Raw genomic sequence first — 19,815 nt, 5'->3', positions numbered from 1 at the left:
GAAATTCGCCGATAAAGCGTTTTCAAAGCAGATGGAACAACTGCTGGCTCGGAAAACGCGGTACATCAAAAGACCAGAACAGGACAGCCGATGCAATCGGCCGGCCTGTTCTGATTGTTGCGCGCGACCATAGCGTGACAGGCGCGCGGGGCAATGGGCAGTATCGGTTTACCGCATCCGCGCAGGATTGCCGACCACGGTTGCACCGGCCGGCACGTCGCGCGTCACCACGCTGCCCGTACCGATCAGCGCATCGTCGCCGATCGTCACGCCGGGCAGGATGATCGCGCCACCACCGATCCAAACATTGCGGCCGATGGTGATCGGCACGCCCCATTCGATGCCGGTGGCGCGCTCGGCCGGATCGCGCGGATGGTCGGCGGTCAATATCTGCACCCCGGTGCCGATCTGCGTGCCGTCGCCGATCGTCACCGGCACCACGTCCAGGATGACGCAGTTGAAGTTCAGGAACACGCCCGCGCCCAGGAAGATGTTGAAGCCATAGTCGCAGTGGAAGGGTGGCCGGATCGTCGATCCCGCGCCCAGCGCGCCCAGCCGCTCGCGCAGCAGTTCCTCGCGCTCGGGCGGCAGGGTCGCGTTGAAACGCTGCATCCATGCTGCTGCGGCCAGCTGGTCCTCAATGATTTCCGGGTCGCTCGCATGATAGGGCTCACCCGCGATCATCTTCTGCTTCATGCTGGGCTGGGTCATCCTGTTCTCCTTCGATCGGCCCGCGAGGTGGCAGCGACCGGCCCGTTTTGCAAGCACCGGACGTTGACACTCCCGCCCCATGCCGCGACACAGGCGCGCATGACGGTCGCACCAGACGCTCCCATCCTTTTCTTCGATTCCGGCGTGGGGGGGCTGTCCATCCTCGCCCCGGCCCGCGCCGCCTTGCCGAACGCCCCGGTCGTCTATGCGGCCGACAGCGCCGGCTTCCCCTATGGCACCAAGAGCGAGGCGGAGATCGCGGCGCGCGTGCCCGCCCTGCTCGGTCGGCTGGTGGAGCGCTATCGCCCGCGCCTCGCCGTCGTCGCCTGCAACACCGCCTCGACCATCGCGCTCCCCCATGTCCGCGCCGCGCTCGACATTCCGGTGGTCGGCACCGTCCCGGCGATCAAGCCGGCGGCGCTATTGTCCAAAGGCCGGGTGTTCGGCGTGCTGGGCACCAATGCCACCGTGCGCCAGCCCTATGTCGACCGGCTTGCCGCCGAACATGGCGCCGACTGCACCGTGCTGCGCCATGGCAGCGCAGCGCTGGTGCAACTGGCCGAGGCGAAGCTGCGCGGCGAAACGCTTGATCCCGCCATCGCCCGCGACGCTCTGGCGGGGCTTCTCGATCAGCCGGGTGGCGATCGGATGGACATGGTCGTCCTCGCCTGCACCCATTTTCCGCTAGTGGAACAAGAACTTGCCGCCGCCGCGCCGCATCCGATGGGCTTCGTCCATGGCGGCGAAGGGATAGCCCGGCGCATCGCCTTCCTGACCGAAGGACAGCCCTGGCCGGATGCGCCCTCGCCCGGCATCGCCGTCTTCACCCGCGTCGATGACCAGGTCGAGGCGCTGCGTGACGCGCTTGCCGGCTATGGCCTTGATCGCATCGACGCGCTCTGACCGCAGGGGTAGGCCATTTGTTCAATGGCAAAGCGTCTCGATCACACTGATAGGGAATCTGCGTATCGTTGCGAGCGGTTATCGCTGGCAATGGCAGGCGCGCGCAGGTAAATGCACTCCTCAGGCAGAGGATGGCGCGACCATAGAAGAACCGGCGCGCGAGCAACGGGAAGAACGGCGTAGTGAATTACAAGCATATCTTTTCGCAGGCGATCGACCGGCTCCACAGCGAGGGCCGCTATCGCGTGTTCATCGACATCCTGCGCAACAAGGGCGCATTCCCCAACGCCCGCTGCTTCCACGGCCATAACGGCCCGAAGCCGATCACCGTCTGGTGCTCGAACGATTATCTCGCCATGGGCCAGCATCCCAAGGTGGTCGCCGCCATGGAGGAAGCGCTCCATGATGTTGGCGCTGGATCGGGCGGCACCCGCAATATCGGCGGCAACACCCATTATCATGTCGACCTGGAGGCGGAACTCGCCGATCTGCATGGCAAGGAAGCGGCCCTGCTCTTCACCTCGGGCTATGTCTCGAACGAAGCGACGCTCTCGACCCTCGCCAAGATCCTGCCGGGCTGCATCATCTTTTCGGACGAGCTGAACCACGCCTCGATGATCGCGGGCATCCGCAATTCGGGCTGCGAAAAGCGCGTCTTCCGTCACAATGATCTCGATCATCTGCGTGAACTTCTCGCCGCCGAGGATCCCGAGGCGCCCAAGCTGATCGCCTTCGAAAGCGTCTACTCGATGGACGGCGACGTCGCGCCGATCGCGGAAATCTGCGACCTGGCCGACGAGTTCAACGCGCTCACCTATCTTGACGAAGTCCATGCCGTGGGCATGTATGGTGCGCGCGGCGGCGGCATTTCGGAGCGCGACGACGTCGCCGATCGCCTGACCATCATCGAAGGCACGCTGGGCAAGGCGTTCGGCGTGATGGGCGGCTATATCGCCGCCGACCAGATGATCGTCGACGTGATCCGCAGCTATGCGCCCGGCTTCATCTTCACCACCTCGCTCTCGCCCGTGCTGGTCGCCGGCGTGCTGGCGAGCGTGCGGCACCTGAAGGGCTCCAGCGCCGAGCGCGAAGGCCAGCAGGCCTCCGCCGCCAAACTCAAGCAGCTGATGCGCGACGCGGGCCTGCCGGTGATGAACTCGGTCACCCATATCGTGCCGCTGATGGTTGGCGATCCGGTCAAGGCCAAGCGGATCAGCGACATCCTTCTCGCCGAATATGGCGCCTATGTGCAGCCGATCAACTATCCCACCGTGCCGCGCGGCACGGAGCGACTGCGCTTCACCCCCGGCCCGGCCCATAATGAAGAGATGATGCGCGACCTGGTGTCGGCACTGGTCGAAATCTGGGATCGGCTGGAACTGGAATTGCTGGAACGCCAGGCCGCCTGAGCGGACAGGAACGGGGTGGCTGATCGTAGCGCCGCCCTGTCCTATCCGCGCAAAAGCCGCTATGACGAGGCAGGTCGAAGCCATCCGCCCCGACGCCTGTCCCGCAACAAGATTTCCTACATTGGATATCAAATGTCACAATGTGCGGGAAATGTGCGAAGTTAAGCGCGCCCTTTCCTACAAATCCAACATCAGACCCGGATCAGCCCGCCCCTGACCGCATAGCCGCGATAGAGCGTCCGGACATGGGGAAAGCCGCCCATATCCCGTGCTAGTCGGTTGATCGCGCCGTTGAGTTCGCGTCGAGGCGAGACGTGGAACCGCTCCAGCCAGCCGAATAGCGCCCGTTTCCAGAGCGCAGGCAGTTCGTCCTGCTGGCCAAAATCCACGATCTCCAGCTTGCCTCCCGGCGCCACGCAGCGCGCCGCCTGGACCAGCGCCATTTCCCATTCGGGGATCATCGACAGCGCATAGCTGATGAACACCCGCTCGAAGCTCGCCCGGCCAAACAGCACCTGCGGATCGAAGCCACAGGCATCGCCCTGCGCCAATGTCACCCGATCCGCCATGCCCGCCCTGATGACCGAGGCACGCGCCGTATCCAGCATCGCATCGCTGATATCGACGCCATAGAGCCGCGCCTTGGGCCAGGCCTTGCCCACCGCGATCAGGTTGCGGCCGGTGCCGCAGCCAATCTCCAGCACAGCGCCGCCGGCCGGCGGATCGAGATCGGCGATCAGCCCGTCGCGGCCGAGCAGATAATATTTGCGGGTCAGGTCATAAATGTGCCGCTGGTAGCGATAGACCCCGTCCATCAGCTGCCCATGGCCACTCATGCGTCGGTGCCCTTCAGCACGTAGAGATGCACGCCGCCATAGATGGCCGAGCGGTCGCGCGCGGTATAGTCGCGCGAGGCTTCGGCCCGATAGTCCCAATGGGCCAGCACATCGTCGGCGACCCGGCCGGGCAGGATGCTCGGTTCGCCGGCAGTGCGGAACAGCACGCGGGCGCCCGGCTTGGCCGTCCGCGTGATCTGCGCCCAGAGCGCATTCAGCTGCTCGTCATCCATCCAGTCCTGCGCATCGAGCAGGATATAGCGGTCGCACGATGCCGCCGGCTGACTGGCCAGGAAGTCGGTGAAGTTGACATGCCGGACATCGACCCGCTCTGCCCTGTCGCGCACTGCGCGATGATTGGCTGCCTGCAGATAGGGCGGCAACGGCCCTTCGCCGCCTGCATAGCCGCGACCGAACGCCTGCACAGCGAAATAATTGTCCTGAAGATCGAAGTCGCAGGCCAGTTTCTTGAGCCGCGCCTTCAGCACATTGTCCATCCGGTCGTCGCCCGCCAGCGCCTCGAACTGCGCGGGCGGGATGCCGAGGCCGAACAGCGAGGCGGGTTGGCTGGTCAGCCAGCGGACGAAGCCCTTGTCGAAGATCGGCGCCAGCTCGCGCTCGAAGATCGCCAGTTGCTCCTCGCGGCTCTGCGCGTCCAGCATCCGCTTGGGGTTCACGCCATGCAGCCGGGCGAGCAGATGGGCTGCGCCGATGAAGCGGCCGAGCAGGCCATGCCTGTAGATGCCCCGCGCAAAGCCACCGATACGGCGGCGACCGGTCATGTCGCGGCCTTCCCAATAGCGGCGCGTCGCCTCATCCAGGTGCGGCGCCACGACCGCGCGATAGGCGGCGATATTCGCCTTGTCGTCGGCCCGCGCAAAGAAACGGTGGAAGGCGGCATGATCGGGCAGGGTTTGCGCCGCCATCAGCTTCAGCCGGTTGAGTGCGATATGGGCGGTGTTGAGGTCGACCGCGGTGATTTTCGCCGGATCGGCGGTCAGATAGGAGAGGACATTGCAGCCGCCCGACGCGATCGTCACCACATGACTGTCGGGCGTGATCGCCAGCGCTTCCATGTCGACCGCTGGATCTTCCCAGATCTGGGCATAGACCAGGCCGCGGAAGGCGAAGGTGAAGGCGCGTTCCAGCAGCCCCTGCTTCGACAGATGGCGGTGACGATGCACCGCATTGGTGACTTTCTTGTGGGCCGATGCGGCCATGGGCGCACTCCTCGCTGCCGGGTCGTTCGGTCGGCCGATAGGGCAGGCGCGTGTCGTGCGCATGACCGCTGGATGACGCGACGATGACGCCTCTTGCGGAACCGGGACCGCCGCTCCCATCTTCTGCATCTGATGGCGCACTGGATCGAACCCCACCCCACCGGCATCTATGTCCGCCCCGCCGATGCGTGGATCGACCCGTCGCAGCCGAAGGAACGCGCGCTCGTCACCCATGGCCATGCCGACCATGCGCGCGGCGGCCACGGCCATGTCTGGGCGACACGGGAAACGCTGGCGATCATGGCGCTGCGCTATGGCACGGCCAGCGGCACGGCGGTCGGCTATGGCGAGGAGATCAGGCTGGGCGGCGTCACCATCCGCTATGTCCCCGCCGGCCATGTGCTGGGATCGGCGCAGATCATCCTGGATCATGCCGGCGAACGGGTGGTAGTGACCGGCGACTATAAACGCCGCCCCGACCCCACCTGTCTGCCGTTCGAGCCGGTCCCTTGCGACATCTTCGTGACCGAGGCGACCTTCGGCCTGCCCGTCTTCCGTCATCCCGACACCGGCAGCGAGATGGACCGGCTGCTCCATGCCCTCCATGCCAATCCCGATCGCTGTGTGCTGGTCGGCGCCTATGCGCTGGGCAAGGCACAGCGGGTGATCTGCGAATTGCGGGCCCGCGGCCATCATGACCCCATCTATATCCATGGCGCGCTCGAACGCATGTGCGCGCTTTACCAGGATTTCGGCGTCGACATGGGGAAGTTGCGCGGCGCGACTGGCGTGGCGGCCAAGGATATGCGCGGCGCCATCGTGCTGGCGCCGCCCTCCGCGCTCAACGATCGCTGGAGTCGTCGCCTGCCCGACCCGATTGCCGCCATGGCGTCAGGCTGGATGCGGGTGCGCCAGCGCGCCCGGCAGCGCAATGTCGAACTGCCTTTGGTCATTTCCGACCATGCCGACTGGGATGAACTGACCGACACCATCCGCGAGGTCGCGCCGAGCGAGACCTGGATCACCCATGGCCGCGAGGAAGCCCTGCTCCACTGGTGCATGACCCACCAATATCGAGCCCGCGCGCTGGCGCTGGTGGGCAGAGAAGATGAGGAGGAAGGGTGATGCTATCTAACCCGTTCGCCCTGAGCCTGTCGAAGGGCCTGGCTGAGCGAAGTCGAAGCCACTTCGCTTCGCTCTGTGCTGGGCTTCGACTTCGCTCAGCCCGAACGGCCATTCGGATTGATCCATGAGGCAATTTTCCCAACTGCTCGACGGCCTTGTCTACACCCGCTCGCGCAACGGCAAACTGGCGCTGATCGCCGCCTACATGCGCGAAGCCCCCGATCCCGACCGGGGCTGGGCGCTGGCCGCGCTGACCGGCAATCTCGACCTCAAGGCGGTGAAGGCCTCGGCCATCGGCGAAATGATCCGCGCTCGCACCGATCCGGTCCTGTTCGAGATGAGCCGCGACTATGTCGGCGACCTGGCCGAGACCGTAGCCCTGCTCTGGCCCCGCCCCAGCAATGAGCCGGCCGAACTGGACGACGGCGCGCTCAGCCTGTCCGCCATCATCGACCGGCTGCACAGCGTCAGCCGCGCCGCCGCGCCCGATGCGCTGGCGCAGATGATGGATCATCTCGACGCATCGGGCCGCTTCGCTTTGCTGAAACTCGCCACCGGCGGGCTTCGGGTGGGTATTTCCGCCCGCCTCGCCAAGACCGGCTTCGCCCAGGCCTTCGGGCTCGACGTCGATGATGTCGAACAGGTCTGGCACGCCCTCGCCCCGCCCTATGCCGCGCTGTTCGACTGGGCGGAGGGCCGCAGCGCCCGTCCCGATCCCGAAGGCACGCCCTATTTCCGCCCCTTCATGCTCGCCCATCCGCTGGAGGCCGACAGCGTGGACCTCGCCGATTATGCGGCCGAATGGAAATGGGACGGGATCCGCATCCAGATCGTCGGCAGCGGCCCAAAAAATGGGGGCGAAACCAGGCTCTACAGTCGCGCGGGCGACGACATCACGGGCAGCTTCCCCGAAATCGTGCAGGCCTTCACCGGCCATGCCGTGCTCGACGGCGAATTGCTGGTGAAGGGGGAGTTTCAGGGCGCCAAAGAACATGGAGGCGCTGCGGCCAGCTTCAATGCCCTGCAACAGCGGCTCGGCCGCAAGGCGGTCAGCGCCAGGATGATGGCTGACTATCCCGCCTTCGTCCGCCTCTATGACCTGCTGATAGAGGGCGACGACGACCTGCGCGCCCTGCCCTGGACCGACCGCCGCGCGCGCCTCGAAGCCTATATGGCGCAGCTATCCTCCGACCGCTTCGATCTGTCCGCTGTCATCGACGCGCCCGATTTCGCGGCGCTGGCCGACATCCGCGCCGGTGCACGCGACGCCGCGATCGAAGGCGTGATGCTCAAGCGCCGCGACAGCCCCTATGTCGCCGGGCGCAAGGCAGCGCTCTGGTACAAGTGGAAGCGCGATCCGCTGACCGCCGACTGCGTCATGATGTATGCGCAGCGCGGCCATGGCAAACGCTCCTCCTTCTATTCGGATTACACATTCGGCTGCTGGACGGGTGATCCGGAAAATGGGGGCGAATTGCTGCCGGTGGGCAAGGCCTATAGCGGGTTCACTGACGAGGAACTCAAATGGCTCGATCGCTTCGTCCGCCAGAATACGCTGAACCGCTTCGGCCCGGTCCGCGAAGTCGAAAAGACGCTGGTGCTGGAAGTCGCGTTCGACTCCATCCATGACAGCAAGCGCCACAAATCGGGCCTCGCCATGCGCTTCCCCCGCATCGCCCGCATCCGCAAGGACAAGCCGGCGGCCGAGGCGGATACGATCGAGGGATTGAAGCGGCTGGTGAGTTGATTCATAAGGATCAAAAGAAGAACGAGGATGTCCTATAGCGGAAGCTGCCATTGCGGTGCCGTCACCTTCACGGTCGATGCCGATCCGCCCAGCGAGGCGATGACCTGCAACTGCTCCCATTGCGGCCGCAAGGGCTTCGTCCTGACCTTCGTGCCGGTCGACCAGTTCCGCCTCGACAGCGGCGCCGATCAACTGACCGACTATCTCTTCTACAAGCACGCCATCACGCATCAATTCTGCAAGACCTGCGGCACCGAGGCGTTCGCCCGCGGCAAGTCGCCCCAGGGCGAAATGCGCGCGATCAACCTGCGCTGCGTGCCTGCGATCGATATCGATGCGCTGACCATCACCAAAGTCGACGGGGCCAGTTTCTAAGTCTGACTTTGCGCTGTCACGCGACACCCCTATATGGGCGCTTTCGCGCGTCCGGCGCGACCACAGTTATGGAGCAGTTGAATTGAGCAAGGTTCTGGTCATCGGCGCAGGCGGCGTCGGGTCTGTCGCGGTCCACAAGATGGCGATGAACCCTGATATTTTCAGCCACATCACGCTGGCCAGCCGCCGCATCGTCAGCTGCGAGAAGGTCGCCGAATCGGTCAAGAATCTGGTCGGCGTCGATATCGACGTGGCCCAGGTCGACGCCGACAATGTCGAAGAGACCATCGCCCTCATCCAGAAGGTCCAGCCCAAGCTGGTCGTGAACCTGGCGCTGCCCTATCAGGATCTGGCGATCATGGACGCGTGCCTCGCGACCAAGACCGACTATCTCGACACCGCCAATTACGAGCCGCGCGACACCGCCAAGTTCGAATATAGCTGGCAGTGGGCCTATCAGGAACGCTTCAAGGAAGCCGGCATCATGGCGCTGCTGGGTTCGGGCTTCGATCCGGGCGTCACCAGCGTCTTCGCCAGCTATATCAAGAAGCATCTGCTCGACACGATCGACACGCTCGACATTCTCGACTGCAATGGCGGCGACCATGGCCAGCATTTCGCCACCAACTTCAATCCGGAAATCAACATCCGCGAAGTGACCGCCCCGTCGCGTCACTGGCTGAACGGCGAATGGGTCGAAGGCCCTGCGCTCAGCCACAAGCAGGTGTTCGACTTCGATCAGGTCGGCGAAAAGAACATGTACCTCATGTATCATGAGGAACTGGAAAGCCTCGCCACCCACTATCCCGAAATCAAGCGCATCCGCTTCTGGATGACCTTCGGCGACGCCTATCTCAAGCATCTCGAAGTGCTGCAGAATGTCGGCATGACCCGGATCGATCCGGTCATCTATAATGGCCAGGAAATCATTCCGCTCCAGTTCCTGAAAGCCGTTCTGCCCGAACCGTCGAGCCTGGGTTCGACCACCAAGGGCAAGACCAATATCGGCGACATCGCGACCGGCCAGAAGGATGGTCAGGAAAAGACCGTCTATATCTATCAGGTCTGCGACCATGAGGACGCCTATGCCGAAACCGGCAACCAGGCGGTCAGCTACACCACCGGCGTGCCGGCGATGATCGGCGCCGCCATGATGCTGACCGGCACCTGGAAGGGTGAAGGTGTGTTCAACATCGAGCAGTTCGATCCCGATCCCTTCATGGATATGCTGAACAAGCATGGCCTGCCCTGGCAGGTGAAGGAACTGGACGCGCCGCTGGCCTTCTAAGCGACACGCGATATCACATGCCGCTCCACTCATTGGACCTCGTGTTCATAGGAGCGGGGCGGCATGTTGATCCGTGACAGCGGGATGATGGAGGGGATGGAATGCGAAAGCTGACAAGCGCCATTCTGGCGCTTTCTCTTTTTGGAGCGCCGGTTTCTGCGCAGCAGCCCGCCGATCCCTACGCCCCGGCCAAGGCCATCGTCGCCGACGTCAACCGCATCGTGACGCCGAACGGCGTGCAGGAAAATCTGGTCGTGACCTTGGGTGGCGCGCGGCAGGCGATCAATGTGCGCGGCGCCGACCGGGCCAACCCGATCCTCCTATACGTCCATGGCGGCCCCGGCGCGGTGGAAATGCCCTTCGCCTGGTCGTTCCAGCGGCCATGGGAGGATTTCTTCACCGTCGTCCAGTGGGACCAGCGCGGCGCGGGCAAAAGCTATGCGCTGAACGATCCCAAGGCGATCGCGCCGACCATGACGCTGGATCGCTATCGTGACGACGCGATCGAACTGATCGACTATCTCAAGGCCCGCTATGGCAAGCGCAAGGTCTTCCTGCTCGGCCATAGCTGGGGCTCCGCCGTCGGCCTCTCGGTAGCGATCAAGCGGCCCGACCTGCTCTATGCCTATGTCGGCATGGGCCAGGCGATCGACTTCCGCGCCGGCGAACGCATGGGCATGGACTGGACCATCGCGCAGGCCAGGAAGGCCGGCAACACCGATGCCGTAAAGGCGATCGAGGCGCTTGCCCCCTATCCTGACAGCGGCCCCTTCACGATTGATAAGGCCGATGGCTGGCGCCGCCATGCCATTCCCTATGGCTCGCTGATGGCCGACCGGCCCGACCCGACGCTCTATTTCCAGACGCCGCGCCTGTCGCCCGACTACACACCCGAAGACCGAAAAGCCTGGGGCGTGGGCAGCGAATTTTCGACCATCACCCTGTGGCCACGCGTCGCCGATGTCAGCTTCGCCAAGGTCCGCGAAATGAAGCTGCCGGTCATCATGCTGCTCGGCCGCACCGACTATACCGTGCCCTCGCCGCTCGCCGCGCAGTGGATGGACCGGTTGAAAGCCCCCGCCAAGAAGACCATCTGGTTCGAGCATTCGGCCCATATGCCGATGGTCGAGGAACCCGGCCTGGTCCTCAAGGCCCTGATCAACGATGTCCGCCCGCTGGCGGATCAGGAGTAATAATTTCATGGAAACCAAGGCTGGCGATCCCGCCGCTTTCGCCCATTTCGACCTGTATCGCGTCCCCTCGCCTGCCTTCGTCGTCGATGAAGCGGCGGTGCGACGGAACCTGTCGGTGCTGCGCGATATCGGCGACCGCGCGGGTATCAAAGTGCTGGGCGCGCTCAAGGCCTTTTCCATGTGGTCGCTGGGCAGCGTGCTGGGCGAATATCTCGACGGCGTCTGCGCGTCGGGCATCTATGAAGCGCGCCTTGGTCGGGAGGAATATCAGGGCGAGGTCGCGACCTATTGCGCTGCCTACAAGCCCGACGATCTCGCCGAAATCCTCAAGATTTCCGACCATGTGATCTTCAACAGCCCCGGCCAGATCGCCCGCATGAAGCCGGTGATCGATGCCGCCCGCGCGGAAGACCGCATCTTCGACATCGGTCTGCGCATCAACCCCCTCCACCCGGAGGGCGAGGTGCCCAAATATGACCCCTCGCAGCCGCACAGCCGCCTGGGCTTCCCGATCGATCAGTTGCGCGCAGAGCATCTGGAGGAGGTGGATGGCCTTCACGTCCATAATCTGTGCGAACAGGATTTCCTGCCGCTCGAACGCACCTGGGCGGCGATCGAGCCGCATGTCATGCCACATGTCGCCGGCCTCAAATGGCTGAACTTCGGCGGTGGCCACCATGTCACCCGCGCCGACTACCAGATCGACGAGCTGATCGCCTTCCTTCAGGCGATCAAGGCGCAGACGGGCCTTGAACTCTATATCGAACCCGGCGAGGCGATGGCGCTCGATGCCGGCATCCTGGTCGGCGAGATCCTCGACGTGATCGACAATGGCATGCCCGTCGCGATCACCGACATCAGCGCCACCTGCCACATGCCCGACGTGATTGAGGCGCCCTATCGCCCCGCCATGCTGCATGAGCAGGACGAAGGCCCGGTCACGCGCCTGGGCGGTCCATCCTGCCTGGCGGGCGATATCATTGGCGATTATCGGGTGCCTGGCGGCGCCGAACCGGGCGCCCGCATCGCCTTCCTCGACCAGGCCCATTATTCGATGGTGAAGACCAACACCTTCAACGGCGTGCCCCTGCCGGCCATCTGGCTATGGAATTCCCAGAGCGATGAACTCCGGGAAATCCGCAGCTTTTCCTACGCGGATTTCAAGGGCCGCCTGTCCTGATTCCATTCCTGATTTTGCCCGGCCGGGCGTGTGAAATTCCGCGTTAATTCCGTGGAAACTATCTTTCGCCCGGTCGAAATATCCTGTCTTTTCAACGATCCATCCAGCATGGCGCACGTTTCATAGCAGGCTGCGCAACAAAATTTTCATATGCGCTTTACAGGGGGGACCCCACCGCATATATCGGCCGCTCGCTGCCCCATGGGACTTCCACCGCAAGGCAGCTTTTTCGCCCTGAACTACACTGGAGGTCCCTTGAGTTGCACAAGCATCATAGCGCGCTGGGGGTAGCGACCGCCCTCACACCGGCAGCACCGGTAACGCTGATCCGTCCCGAAGCCGCAGCTCGGGCCGCCCGTTTCTTCACTGAGAAGTTTCCGGGTCGCTCGCTCTATGCAGTCAAGGCGAATCCGTCTCCTGATCTGATCCGTACGCTTTTCGATTCGGGCATCACGCATTTCGATGTGGCCTCGATTGCCGAAGTGCGGCTCGTTGCCGAAACGCTCGAAGGCAAGGCCAAGCTCTGCTTCATGCACCCGGTCAAGGCCGAGGAAGCGATCGCGGAAGCTTACCATGTCCACGGCGTGCGCACCTTCTCGCTCGACACGATCGACGAGCTGGAAAAGATCATGCGCGCCACCGGTGATGCGACCGATCTGGAGCTGTGCGTGCGTCTGCGCGTCTCGTCCGAACATTCGGAACTCAGCCTGGCGTCGAAGTTCGGCGCGGAGCTGGGCGAGACCCGCGAACTGCTGATGGCAACCCGTCAGGCCGCCGATGCGCTGGGCATCTGCTTCCATGTCGGTAGCCAGGCGATGAGCCCCCAGGCCTATAGCGATGCGATCGAGCGCGTGCGCGCCGCGATCGTGGACGCAGCCGTCACGGTCGACATCATCGATGTTGGCGGCGGCTTCCCGTCCATCTATCCGGGCATGGAGCCGGTCGCGCTCGAAAATTATTTCGAGGCGATCCATCGCGGCTTTGAAAGCCTGCCGGTCAGCTACTCGTCGGAACTGTGGTGCGAGCCCGGCCGCGCGCTGTCGGCGGAATATAGCTCGATCATCGTGCGCGTCGAACGCCGCCGTGGCCAGGAACTCTACATCAACGACGGCGCCTATGGCGCGCTGTTCGATGCCGCCCATATCGGCTGGCGCTTCCCCGTCGCCCTTCTGCGCGAGGATGAGAGCGAGGAAGAGCTGGAAGGCTTCTCCTTCTATGGCCCGACCTGCGATGACATGGACCATATGGTCGGCCCGTTCATGCTCCCGGCGGACGTGAAGGTCGGCGACTATATCGAGATCGGCATGCTCGGCGCCTATGGCGCGGCAATGCGCACCGGCTTCAACGGCTTCACGTCGGAATCGACGATCGAAGTGTCGGACGAGCCGATGGCCAGCCTCTATGCCGAAACGCTGCCCGCCCGTCGTCGCGCAACTGTCATCAAGCTCGGTTAAGACGGGCACCGCTCCCCTTTAGGAGAGGATGCCCGTCCAACGGCCCGCATAGGCCGAGGATCGAACGAAAGACTATATCCCTCGCTGCCGCCCCCTCGCAGCGAGGGATTTTCTTTGGGGCATTTTACCCCTCCACGACGGTGTGAACTTCGTAGGAAATCGCTCAGGGGCGCCGGAAAATCCCGACCAGTTCGACATGGGTGGACCAGCGGAACTGGCCGACCGGCATGACGCTGTCGAGCACATAGCCACCCGCCACCAGATGCGCGGCGTCGCGGGCGAAGCTGCCCGGATTGCACGAGACATAGGCGATCAGCGGCACCGTCGACTGCGCCAGTTGCATCGCCTGTTCGCGCGCACCCGCACGGGGCGGATCGATCACCACGGCGGCAAAGCGGTTCAGTTCCTCAGGCGTCAGCGGCCGACGGAACAGGTCGCGATGATCCGCCACCATGCGCCGCTGCGCGCGATGGCCGGCGAGTTTGAGCGACAGCACCAGATCGCGCGCACCCTCCGCCGCATAGACCGGTCGATTGGCGCCGATCGCCAACGCAAAGGTGCCAAGGCCGCAGAAAAGGTCGGCGACAGCGCCGGTCGCGGGCAGCGCGTCCTGCACTGCCTTCACCAAGGCAGCCTCGCCATCGGGCGTCGCCTGCAGGAAGGAATAGGGCGGGAAGCCGACCGCCACGCCGCCGAAGCTGACTGTCACCGGCTCCGGCTCCCAGCGCGTCTCCGGACCGTCACCCTGATCGATGGTCAGCCGCGCCAAGGCGTGTTCGCGGGCGAAATCACCCAGCGCCTCGTCCGCCGCCAGCCCCTCGACCTTCACGCCTTCCAGCAGCAGGTCGACGCCCTGGTCGGTCAGCGACATGCGCACATGCGCGGCGCGCTTGTCGGGCAGACAGGTCAGCAGCATCGTCCGCAGCGGCGCGATCAGCGCGAACAGGCGCGGATCCAGGACCTCGCACATCGTCAGGTCGACCAGCACATGGCTTCCCTGCTCGGCAAAGCCGATGGTGATCCGCTTGCCCTGCCGCGCGGCGCGCAGCGAAGCACGGCGACGCGTGCGTGGCGGCGAGACATGGGCCGGCAGCACCGTCTGCGGCACCACGCCCTGCCCGGCCAGCGCACCGGTCACGCGGGCACTGACGAAATCAGCGAGGCTCGGCTCGTCGACCTGCTGCAGCTCGCAGCCACCGCAGCCGGGAAAATGGACGCAGGGCGCATCGACATGGTGCGGGCCGGCGATGATGCTGCCGTCGGCAGCGATCCGGTCGCCCGGTGCTACCAGCGCGAAATGCCGCCCGTCGGCGGTGACGCCATCGCCCTTGGCGGCGATGCGGAGGATGAGATCATTATCTTGGGTCACAGCCGCGAGCCGATAGCGGCTGGAAGCACAGCAAGCAAATCATCCGCGACAAAAGCCGGGCCAGCCCGGCGCGCAGCCTCCCCATGCAACCACACCGCCTCGCACGCTGCACGAAACGGATCGCCGGTCACAGCCAGTCGCCCGGCGGCTAGCCCCGCCAGCACATCGCCCGTGCCGGCGGTGGACAACCAGGTCGAAGCGCTCCGCCCCACGGCTACCCGGCCATCCGGCGCGGCGATCACGCTGTCCGCGCCCTTGTAGACCACAACCGACCTCGTCATATGGGCGCCAGCCAGCGCCCGGTCGATCTTGCTGCCCGGCAGATCGCCGAACAGCCGGACGAATTCGCCCTCATGCGGGGTCAGGATCGATCCGGCCGGGACATGGGTCTTAGCTTTGCCGGCCACCAACGTCAGTGCATCGGCGTCCAGCACCAGCGGCCGCCCGCATGCCAGCGCAGCATCAAGCCGCACCTGCGCCCCATCCTCCCGGCCCAATCCCGGACCGACCAGCACGGCCGCCAGTCGAGGGTCGGAAAGAGCATCGCTGAGGACAGTTTCGTCCTCAATCTGCTGATGAACGATGGCATGTGGCCCGGCCTCACAAGGCAAAGCGTCATAGCGTCTCACCATGCCGGCACCGGAATGGGCCGCCGCGGCTGCTGCCAGCGCTGCCGCGCCCGGCATAAGACCACCGACAACCCCGACCAGACCTCGGCTATATTTATGCGCAGCGGCGACAGGGGCGCGAAGCTGCGGCGCTGCAAGCACATGCACATCCTGCGGCATGGCTAGGCCAATGTCCGCCCGCACCAGCTTTCCCATGAGGCTGGCCGCTGGCTGCAACAGATGCGCGGGCTTGAACGCGCCCAATGCGATCGTCACGTCGAACTTCGGCACCGCCGACAATAGCAGGCCATCATCTGTCCCCACCCCGCTCGGCAGGTCGATCGCATAGCTATGATTGGCATGCGTCACCAATTCGCCCAACCGGTCCGCCACCGCCGCATTCAGGCCGCGCGTCAGCCCGGTGCCGAACAGCGCATCGACCAGTTGTGCCGCCGGCGCGGCGTCCGCCAGCAACTCTACCGGGCCGTCCCATAACGCCCTGGCCCGCTGGGCGGACTCAGTACGGTTGTCACCCAGGGAGGAGACCCGCACCGGCACGCCTATTTCGCGCAATATACGTGCAATAACAAAGCCATCACCGCCGTTATTGCCAGGACCACAGAGGATCAATGCGTCCCGTCGATGCCCGGCACGCCAGATGATCTGCGCCGCCGCCGCACCGGCTCGTTCCATCAGTTCATAGGGATCGACGCCAGCATCAAACGCCGCCTGCTCGGCCGCGCGCATGGCTGCTGCCGTCAATATCGGGTCGGGCGCCATCAATTCGGCTTGGCTGCCACGGTAGCCGGCAGCCGATACTGGTCCGCACCGATCGCCACTTCGACAAGCCCCGTGTCGATGATGGTGAGCTTTGCCTCCTCGGCGCCATCGGCCGAAACCAGGCCACGCCCGTCCTGCACGATCCTTAGCCGCCGGAACCCGCCATCGGGATGGCGCAGGGTCAGCATGTCGCCCTCGCGTTCGACGCCGCACGCCCGTGACCAATCGCCCTTGCCGATCGCGCAGTCGATCAAGCTTTCGTCATCGGCGATCGCCCCGCTCCCGCCGCCCTTGTCGTCACATCCCGCCAGGGCCAGCCCCGCCAGCATCAGTGCGCCAGACAATCGCAGCCCCATCAGAATATCCCCTTTCGACATCCTCTATGGCCCGGCGCGCCGGGCCCGACCATCAACTCAGTCGGTTACGGCATTCCAGCACGATCGGCCCGAGCAGATCGGCAAAGCGGCGCTGCCCCGCAGCATCGCCCACCAGATCCTGCCGCATCTCGATCCCCAGATAGGGGATGCCATTGGCTTCGGCATGGCGGTTCATGGTCGCGTTGAGCAATTGCCCCGAATAGGGCAGTTGATCGCCGACATTCAGCCCCGCCGCCTCCAGCATCGGAATGGCGATCCGCGCCGCCCGATCATCCTGATTATAGAGAATGCCGATGTCCCAGGGCCGCTGCTGCGCCGGATCGGTCGCCAGGCGCGGTGTGAAGCTATGCACGGACAGGATGAAGGGTGACGTCATGCCGTCAAGCATGGCCGCCACCTGCTGATGATAGGGATGATGGAAGCGGCGCATTCGTTCGGCCAGATCAGCGCCCCGATTACCCGGAATGGCATGGCCGTCACTCATCACCGGCAGCAGGCCGGGCGCATCCTCTTCCCTGTTGAGATCGATGACCAGGCGGGAGATGCCAGCCAGGATCGCCGAGCAACCGAGTTGCGCCGCGAGCAACTGGCTGACCTCCGCCACGCCGATGTCGATCGCGATATGTTCGCGAAGCAGCGCCGGATCGATGCCCAGGTCGATATCGTCGGGGACACGGGCCGAGGCATGATCGACGATGATCAGCAGGTCGAGATCGCCCTCGCGCACGGTGATGAAGGCTTCGCTCATAATGTCCTGATCCTCGTTTCCATCACCCACCAATCCGGATGATCGCGGCGCAGTGCGTCCGCCGCCTGCCCCCTTCCCTGCTCGTGATCGAACAGCGCGAAACAAGTCGCACCCGACCCGGACATGCGCGCCAGCCGGGGAGTTTGCGCCTGCAACGCCTGCAGCACATCACCGATCACCGGCGCCAGCAGCAGAGCCGGCGCCTCCAGATCATTGCGGCCTGCGCAGGCAAGCCCGTCAATATCGAGCGCATCGAGCGCACCGCGATCGATCCTGTCCCAGCCGGCAAAGACCGATGCCGTCGAGACGCCGACCCGCGGATTGACCAGCAGCATCGGCCGGCTCGACAGATCATCCAGCGCCTGCGCCTCCAGCAGTTCGCCACGGCCGCGGACAAGTTGCGTGATGCTGGCCAGGCAGGCCGGCACGTCCGACCCCAGCGACAGCGATAATTGCTGTAATACAGCATCTTCCACGACAATATTCCAAAGACGCATCAGTAGGCGCAGCGTCGCGGCCGCATCCGCCGAGCCACCACCGATGCCCGACGCAACCGGCAGCCGCTTGTCGAGCCGGATATCGGCGCCGGCCGTTATCCCGGTGGCCGCCTGAAGACTTCTCGCCGCCCGCATAACCAGATTGTCATCGTCACCGTTCAGGCCTGCGCCGCAAGTGCCTTCCACGGCGAGCGTGATGACGCCATCGTCGCGGTGCCGGGCATGGAGAATATCCCCATCCTCGGCAAAGACGAACAGGCTTTCCAGCGCATGATAGCCATCCGCGCGGCGCTCGCGCACATGTAAGGCCAGATTGACCTTTGCGTAAGCAATTTCAGTTAGTTGTTGAGATATATTCACAATATTTCGATACAATATCAGGGCGCTGCATATTCGGGTTTCAACCCTTCGCGGGCCTTGGCGTCAAGCCGATTGGCGACATCCCCCTCCGCGAAGACCGCCGCTGCGCGCCAGGCGTAGCGCGCTTCATAGCGGCGACCGGCGGTCCACAATGCGTCGCCCAGATGTTCGTTGATCGTGGCATCGCCGGGCGCTCCGGCTGCGGCGCGTTCCAGCACCGGAACAGCGCCCTTGACGTCCCCGGTCACGAACTTGGCCCAGCCGAGCGAGTCCGTGATCGACGCATCCTGCGGCTTGAGCGCGCTCGCCTTTTTCAGCAGGTCGAGCGCCACATCGACATTCTGGCGCCGTTCAATCTGGGCATAGCCGAGATAATTGAGGATAACCGGTTCATTCGGGGCCATGACAGCGGCCTTTTCGAGCACCGCACGGGCCTCGTCCCACCGCTTGCCCTGCTCCAGCGCGCTGCCTTCGAACAGCAGCAATGCCCAAGGCAGGCTGTCAGCCGAATAGCCTGCCTGCGCACGATGGAAAGCGGATGCAGCGCCGTCAAAATCTCCCGAATCCGCCAACAATCGTCCAAGTCTTACAAGACGTTCCGGCTCAGCGTTAGGAGCCGATGCCAGACTTTGCGCCAGTGCAATCGCACCGTCGCGATCCCCCGAGGCCGCCAGTGCCTCGACCAGCTCCGCCTGGGCGAGCGCGCCGTACCAGCCAGTCATCGGCACCTTGCGCGCTTCCGCCGCCGCATAATTGGCGAGATCGCCCGCCACCAACAGCTTCGCCGCCACCAGATGCGGCTCGGCCGCGGCCGGATCCGCAAAGGTCGCGATCCGCGCCAGGCGAATACCCAGCGCCGTGCCCGTTTCATCGGACGCAATGTCGACCGCCAGACGGGCCAACAATTGGGCAAAGCCCTGCCTGGGCGTGAAGGGCGCGGCAATCGCCCCCGGTACCTTGCCGCGGGCAACGTCCGCGCGGGCCTTGGCGAAACTCGCTTCATCTGCGGGCAGCAGGGCCAGGGCATCCGCCTTCGCCCGGCGCCCGGCCAGTTGCGCGGCGAAGGTCAGGCGCAGCGCTTCGTCGTCCGTCAGGCGCAAGGCCAAGGCACGGCGCATCGCACCAATGGCCCCTTCCTTGTCGCCCCGCGCCACGGCCTGCAACGCCAGATGCTCGTCGAGATAGCGGGCGCCCAGCGCCCCGAACTTGTCCTTGCTATCGATGACCGGCGCCACATAGCGGCGCTGGCCCAGCGATATCCAGCTCTGCACAATCGGGGCGAGGAAGGAGAAATTGCCCTCCTCCACCAGCCGGTCGGTGAAGGTCTGAGCCGCCGCCCAATCCTTGCGCCCCAATGCGTCGCAAATCCGCAGCAAGGTGCCGTCGCGCGGCAGCATGCCCCCCTCATCCAGCAACGCGGCCGATTGCAGCGCCAGCGGCATGTCGCCGCTTTCCAGTGCCTGGACATAGGAACGACGGGCAATGGCAAGGCTGGTCGGATCGCCGGCGAGGGCCACACGATAGCTGTCGACCGCAACGCCCAGCGCGCCTTCACCATCGGCGAGGCGCGCACGGGCATAGGCATGCAAGGCCATATCGGGATCAACCGATGCGCCGGCCGCTGCCGGCAGCATC

The 19,815-nt window shown here is 64.6% G+C and carries 18 protein-coding genes; 9 read left to right on the top strand and 9 right to left on the bottom strand.

Going from position 1 to position 19,815, the window contains the following annotated elements; all coding sequences use genetic code 11:
• Positions 1 to 168 precede the first annotated feature (168 nt).
• Positions 169 to 711: a sugar O-acetyltransferase gene (locus tag ACUCV3_RS02185; protein ID WP_482240346.1), complete on the bottom strand. Its 543-nt coding sequence runs from the start codon at positions 709 to 711 to the stop codon at positions 169 to 171.
• A gap of 99 nt (positions 712 to 810) precedes the next feature.
• Here ACUCV3_RS02185 and murI point away from each other — a divergent pair, with 99 nt between their 5' ends.
• A complete protein-coding gene (gene murI / locus ACUCV3_RS02180; protein WP_482240345.1) occupies positions 811 to 1,614 on the top strand; it encodes a glutamate racemase in 804 nt (267 codons plus the stop codon).
• Positions 1,615 to 1,796: 182 nt separating this feature from the next.
• Positions 1,797 to 3,023, top strand: a complete 1,227-nt coding sequence (gene hemA, locus ACUCV3_RS02175) for a 5-aminolevulinate synthase (RefSeq protein WP_004207255.1) — start codon at positions 1,797 to 1,799, stop codon at positions 3,021 to 3,023.
• A gap of 191 nt (positions 3,024 to 3,214) precedes the next feature.
• Here the strand turns inward: hemA and ACUCV3_RS02170 are convergent, their stop codons facing one another.
• Both ACUCV3_RS02170 and ACUCV3_RS02165 read right to left on the bottom strand, forming a co-directional pair.
• Positions 3,215 to 3,859, bottom strand: a complete 645-nt coding sequence (locus tag ACUCV3_RS02170; protein ID WP_482240344.1) for a class I SAM-dependent methyltransferase — start codon at positions 3,857 to 3,859, stop codon at positions 3,215 to 3,217.
• A complete protein-coding gene (locus tag ACUCV3_RS02165; RefSeq protein WP_482240343.1) occupies positions 3,856 to 5,079 on the bottom strand; it encodes a BtaA family protein in 1,224 nt (407 codons plus the stop codon). Before ACUCV3_RS02165 ends, ACUCV3_RS02170 begins: the two co-directional genes overlap by 4 nt.
• Positions 5,080 to 5,211: 132 nt before the next feature.
• Here ACUCV3_RS02165 and ACUCV3_RS02160 point away from each other — a divergent pair, with 132 nt between their 5' ends.
• The 7 genes from ACUCV3_RS02160 to ACUCV3_RS02130 all read left to right on the top strand — a co-directional run bounded on the left by ACUCV3_RS02160 (position 5,212) and on the right by ACUCV3_RS02130 (position 13,441).
• Positions 5,212 to 6,204, top strand: coding sequence for a ligase-associated DNA damage response exonuclease (locus ACUCV3_RS02160; RefSeq protein ID WP_482240342.1), 993 nt, complete (start codon positions 5,212 to 5,214; stop codon positions 6,202 to 6,204).
• Positions 6,205 to 6,328: 124 nt separating this feature from the next.
• Positions 6,329 to 7,951, top strand: coding sequence for a cisplatin damage response ATP-dependent DNA ligase (locus ACUCV3_RS02155; RefSeq protein WP_279727958.1), 1,623 nt, complete (start codon positions 6,329 to 6,331; stop codon positions 7,949 to 7,951).
• A 27-nt stretch (positions 7,952 to 7,978) separates the two neighbouring features.
• Positions 7,979 to 8,326 (top strand): GFA family protein, encoded by a 348-nt coding sequence (locus ACUCV3_RS02150; protein ID WP_279727957.1) that lies wholly within the window; start codon positions 7,979 to 7,981, stop codon positions 8,324 to 8,326.
• An 82-nt stretch (positions 8,327 to 8,408) separates the two neighbouring features.
• Entirely contained in the window at positions 8,409 to 9,614 is a 1,206-nt protein-coding gene (locus ACUCV3_RS02145; protein ID WP_279727956.1) for a saccharopine dehydrogenase family protein, read from the top strand.
• Positions 9,615 to 9,715: 101 nt separating this feature from the next.
• The gene (locus ACUCV3_RS02140; protein WP_279727955.1) at positions 9,716 to 10,807 is read left to right on the top strand and encodes an alpha/beta fold hydrolase; all 1,092 of its coding nucleotides are present in this window, start codon (positions 9,716 to 9,718) and stop codon (positions 10,805 to 10,807) included.
• Positions 10,808 to 10,814: 7 nt separating this feature from the next.
• Positions 10,815 to 11,987 (top strand): carboxynorspermidine decarboxylase, encoded by a 1,173-nt coding sequence (locus ACUCV3_RS02135; protein WP_279727954.1) that lies wholly within the window; start codon positions 10,815 to 10,817, stop codon positions 11,985 to 11,987.
• Between the two features lie 260 nt (positions 11,988 to 12,247).
• Positions 12,248 to 13,441 carry a type III PLP-dependent enzyme gene (locus tag ACUCV3_RS02130; protein WP_004207266.1) on the top strand — a complete coding sequence of 398 codons (1,194 nt, stop codon included), beginning with the start codon at positions 12,248 to 12,250 and terminating at the stop codon, positions 13,439 to 13,441.
• A gap of 163 nt (positions 13,442 to 13,604) precedes the next feature.
• On the opposite strand, the gene ACUCV3_RS02125 is transcribed toward ACUCV3_RS02130, so the two are convergent.
• Genes ACUCV3_RS02125 through ACUCV3_RS02100 form a run of 6 tightly spaced genes read right to left on the bottom strand, consistent with a single transcriptional unit; the run spans position 13,605 to position 19,814 of the window.
• Positions 13,605 to 14,810, bottom strand: coding sequence for a class I SAM-dependent RNA methyltransferase (locus tag ACUCV3_RS02125; RefSeq protein WP_279727953.1), 1,206 nt, complete (start codon positions 14,808 to 14,810; stop codon positions 13,605 to 13,607).
• A complete protein-coding gene (locus ACUCV3_RS02120) occupies positions 14,807 to 16,198 on the bottom strand; it encodes an NAD(P)H-hydrate dehydratase (RefSeq protein WP_279727952.1) in 1,392 nt (463 codons plus the stop codon). Before ACUCV3_RS02120 ends, ACUCV3_RS02125 begins: the two co-directional genes overlap by 4 nt.
• Positions 16,198 to 16,554, bottom strand: coding sequence for a hypothetical protein (locus ACUCV3_RS02115; protein ID WP_279727951.1), 357 nt, complete (start codon positions 16,552 to 16,554; stop codon positions 16,198 to 16,200). The genes ACUCV3_RS02120 and ACUCV3_RS02115 overlap by 1 nt, the downstream gene beginning before the upstream one ends.
• Before the next feature lie 52 nt (positions 16,555 to 16,606).
• Entirely contained in the window at positions 16,607 to 17,323 is a 717-nt protein-coding gene (locus tag ACUCV3_RS02110; protein ID WP_279727950.1) for an N-formylglutamate amidohydrolase, read from the bottom strand.
• On the bottom strand, positions 17,320 to 18,198 hold the full coding sequence (locus tag ACUCV3_RS02105; protein WP_482240378.1) for a 4-(cytidine 5'-diphospho)-2-C-methyl-D-erythritol kinase: 879 nt from the start codon (positions 18,196 to 18,198) through the stop codon (positions 17,320 to 17,322). Before ACUCV3_RS02105 ends, ACUCV3_RS02110 begins: the two co-directional genes overlap by 4 nt.
• Positions 18,198 to 19,814, bottom strand: coding sequence for a tetratricopeptide repeat protein (locus ACUCV3_RS02100; RefSeq protein WP_482240341.1), 1,617 nt, complete (start codon positions 19,812 to 19,814; stop codon positions 18,198 to 18,200). The genes ACUCV3_RS02105 and ACUCV3_RS02100 overlap by 1 nt, the downstream gene beginning before the upstream one ends.
• Between the last annotated feature and the right edge of the window lies 1 nt (position 19,815).

It is taken from the genome of Sphingobium sp. VMM (assembly GCF_056790315.1).
The sequence above is the reverse complement of the archived record's forward strand: the minus strand, read 5'-3'. Positions and strand labels throughout refer to the sequence as shown.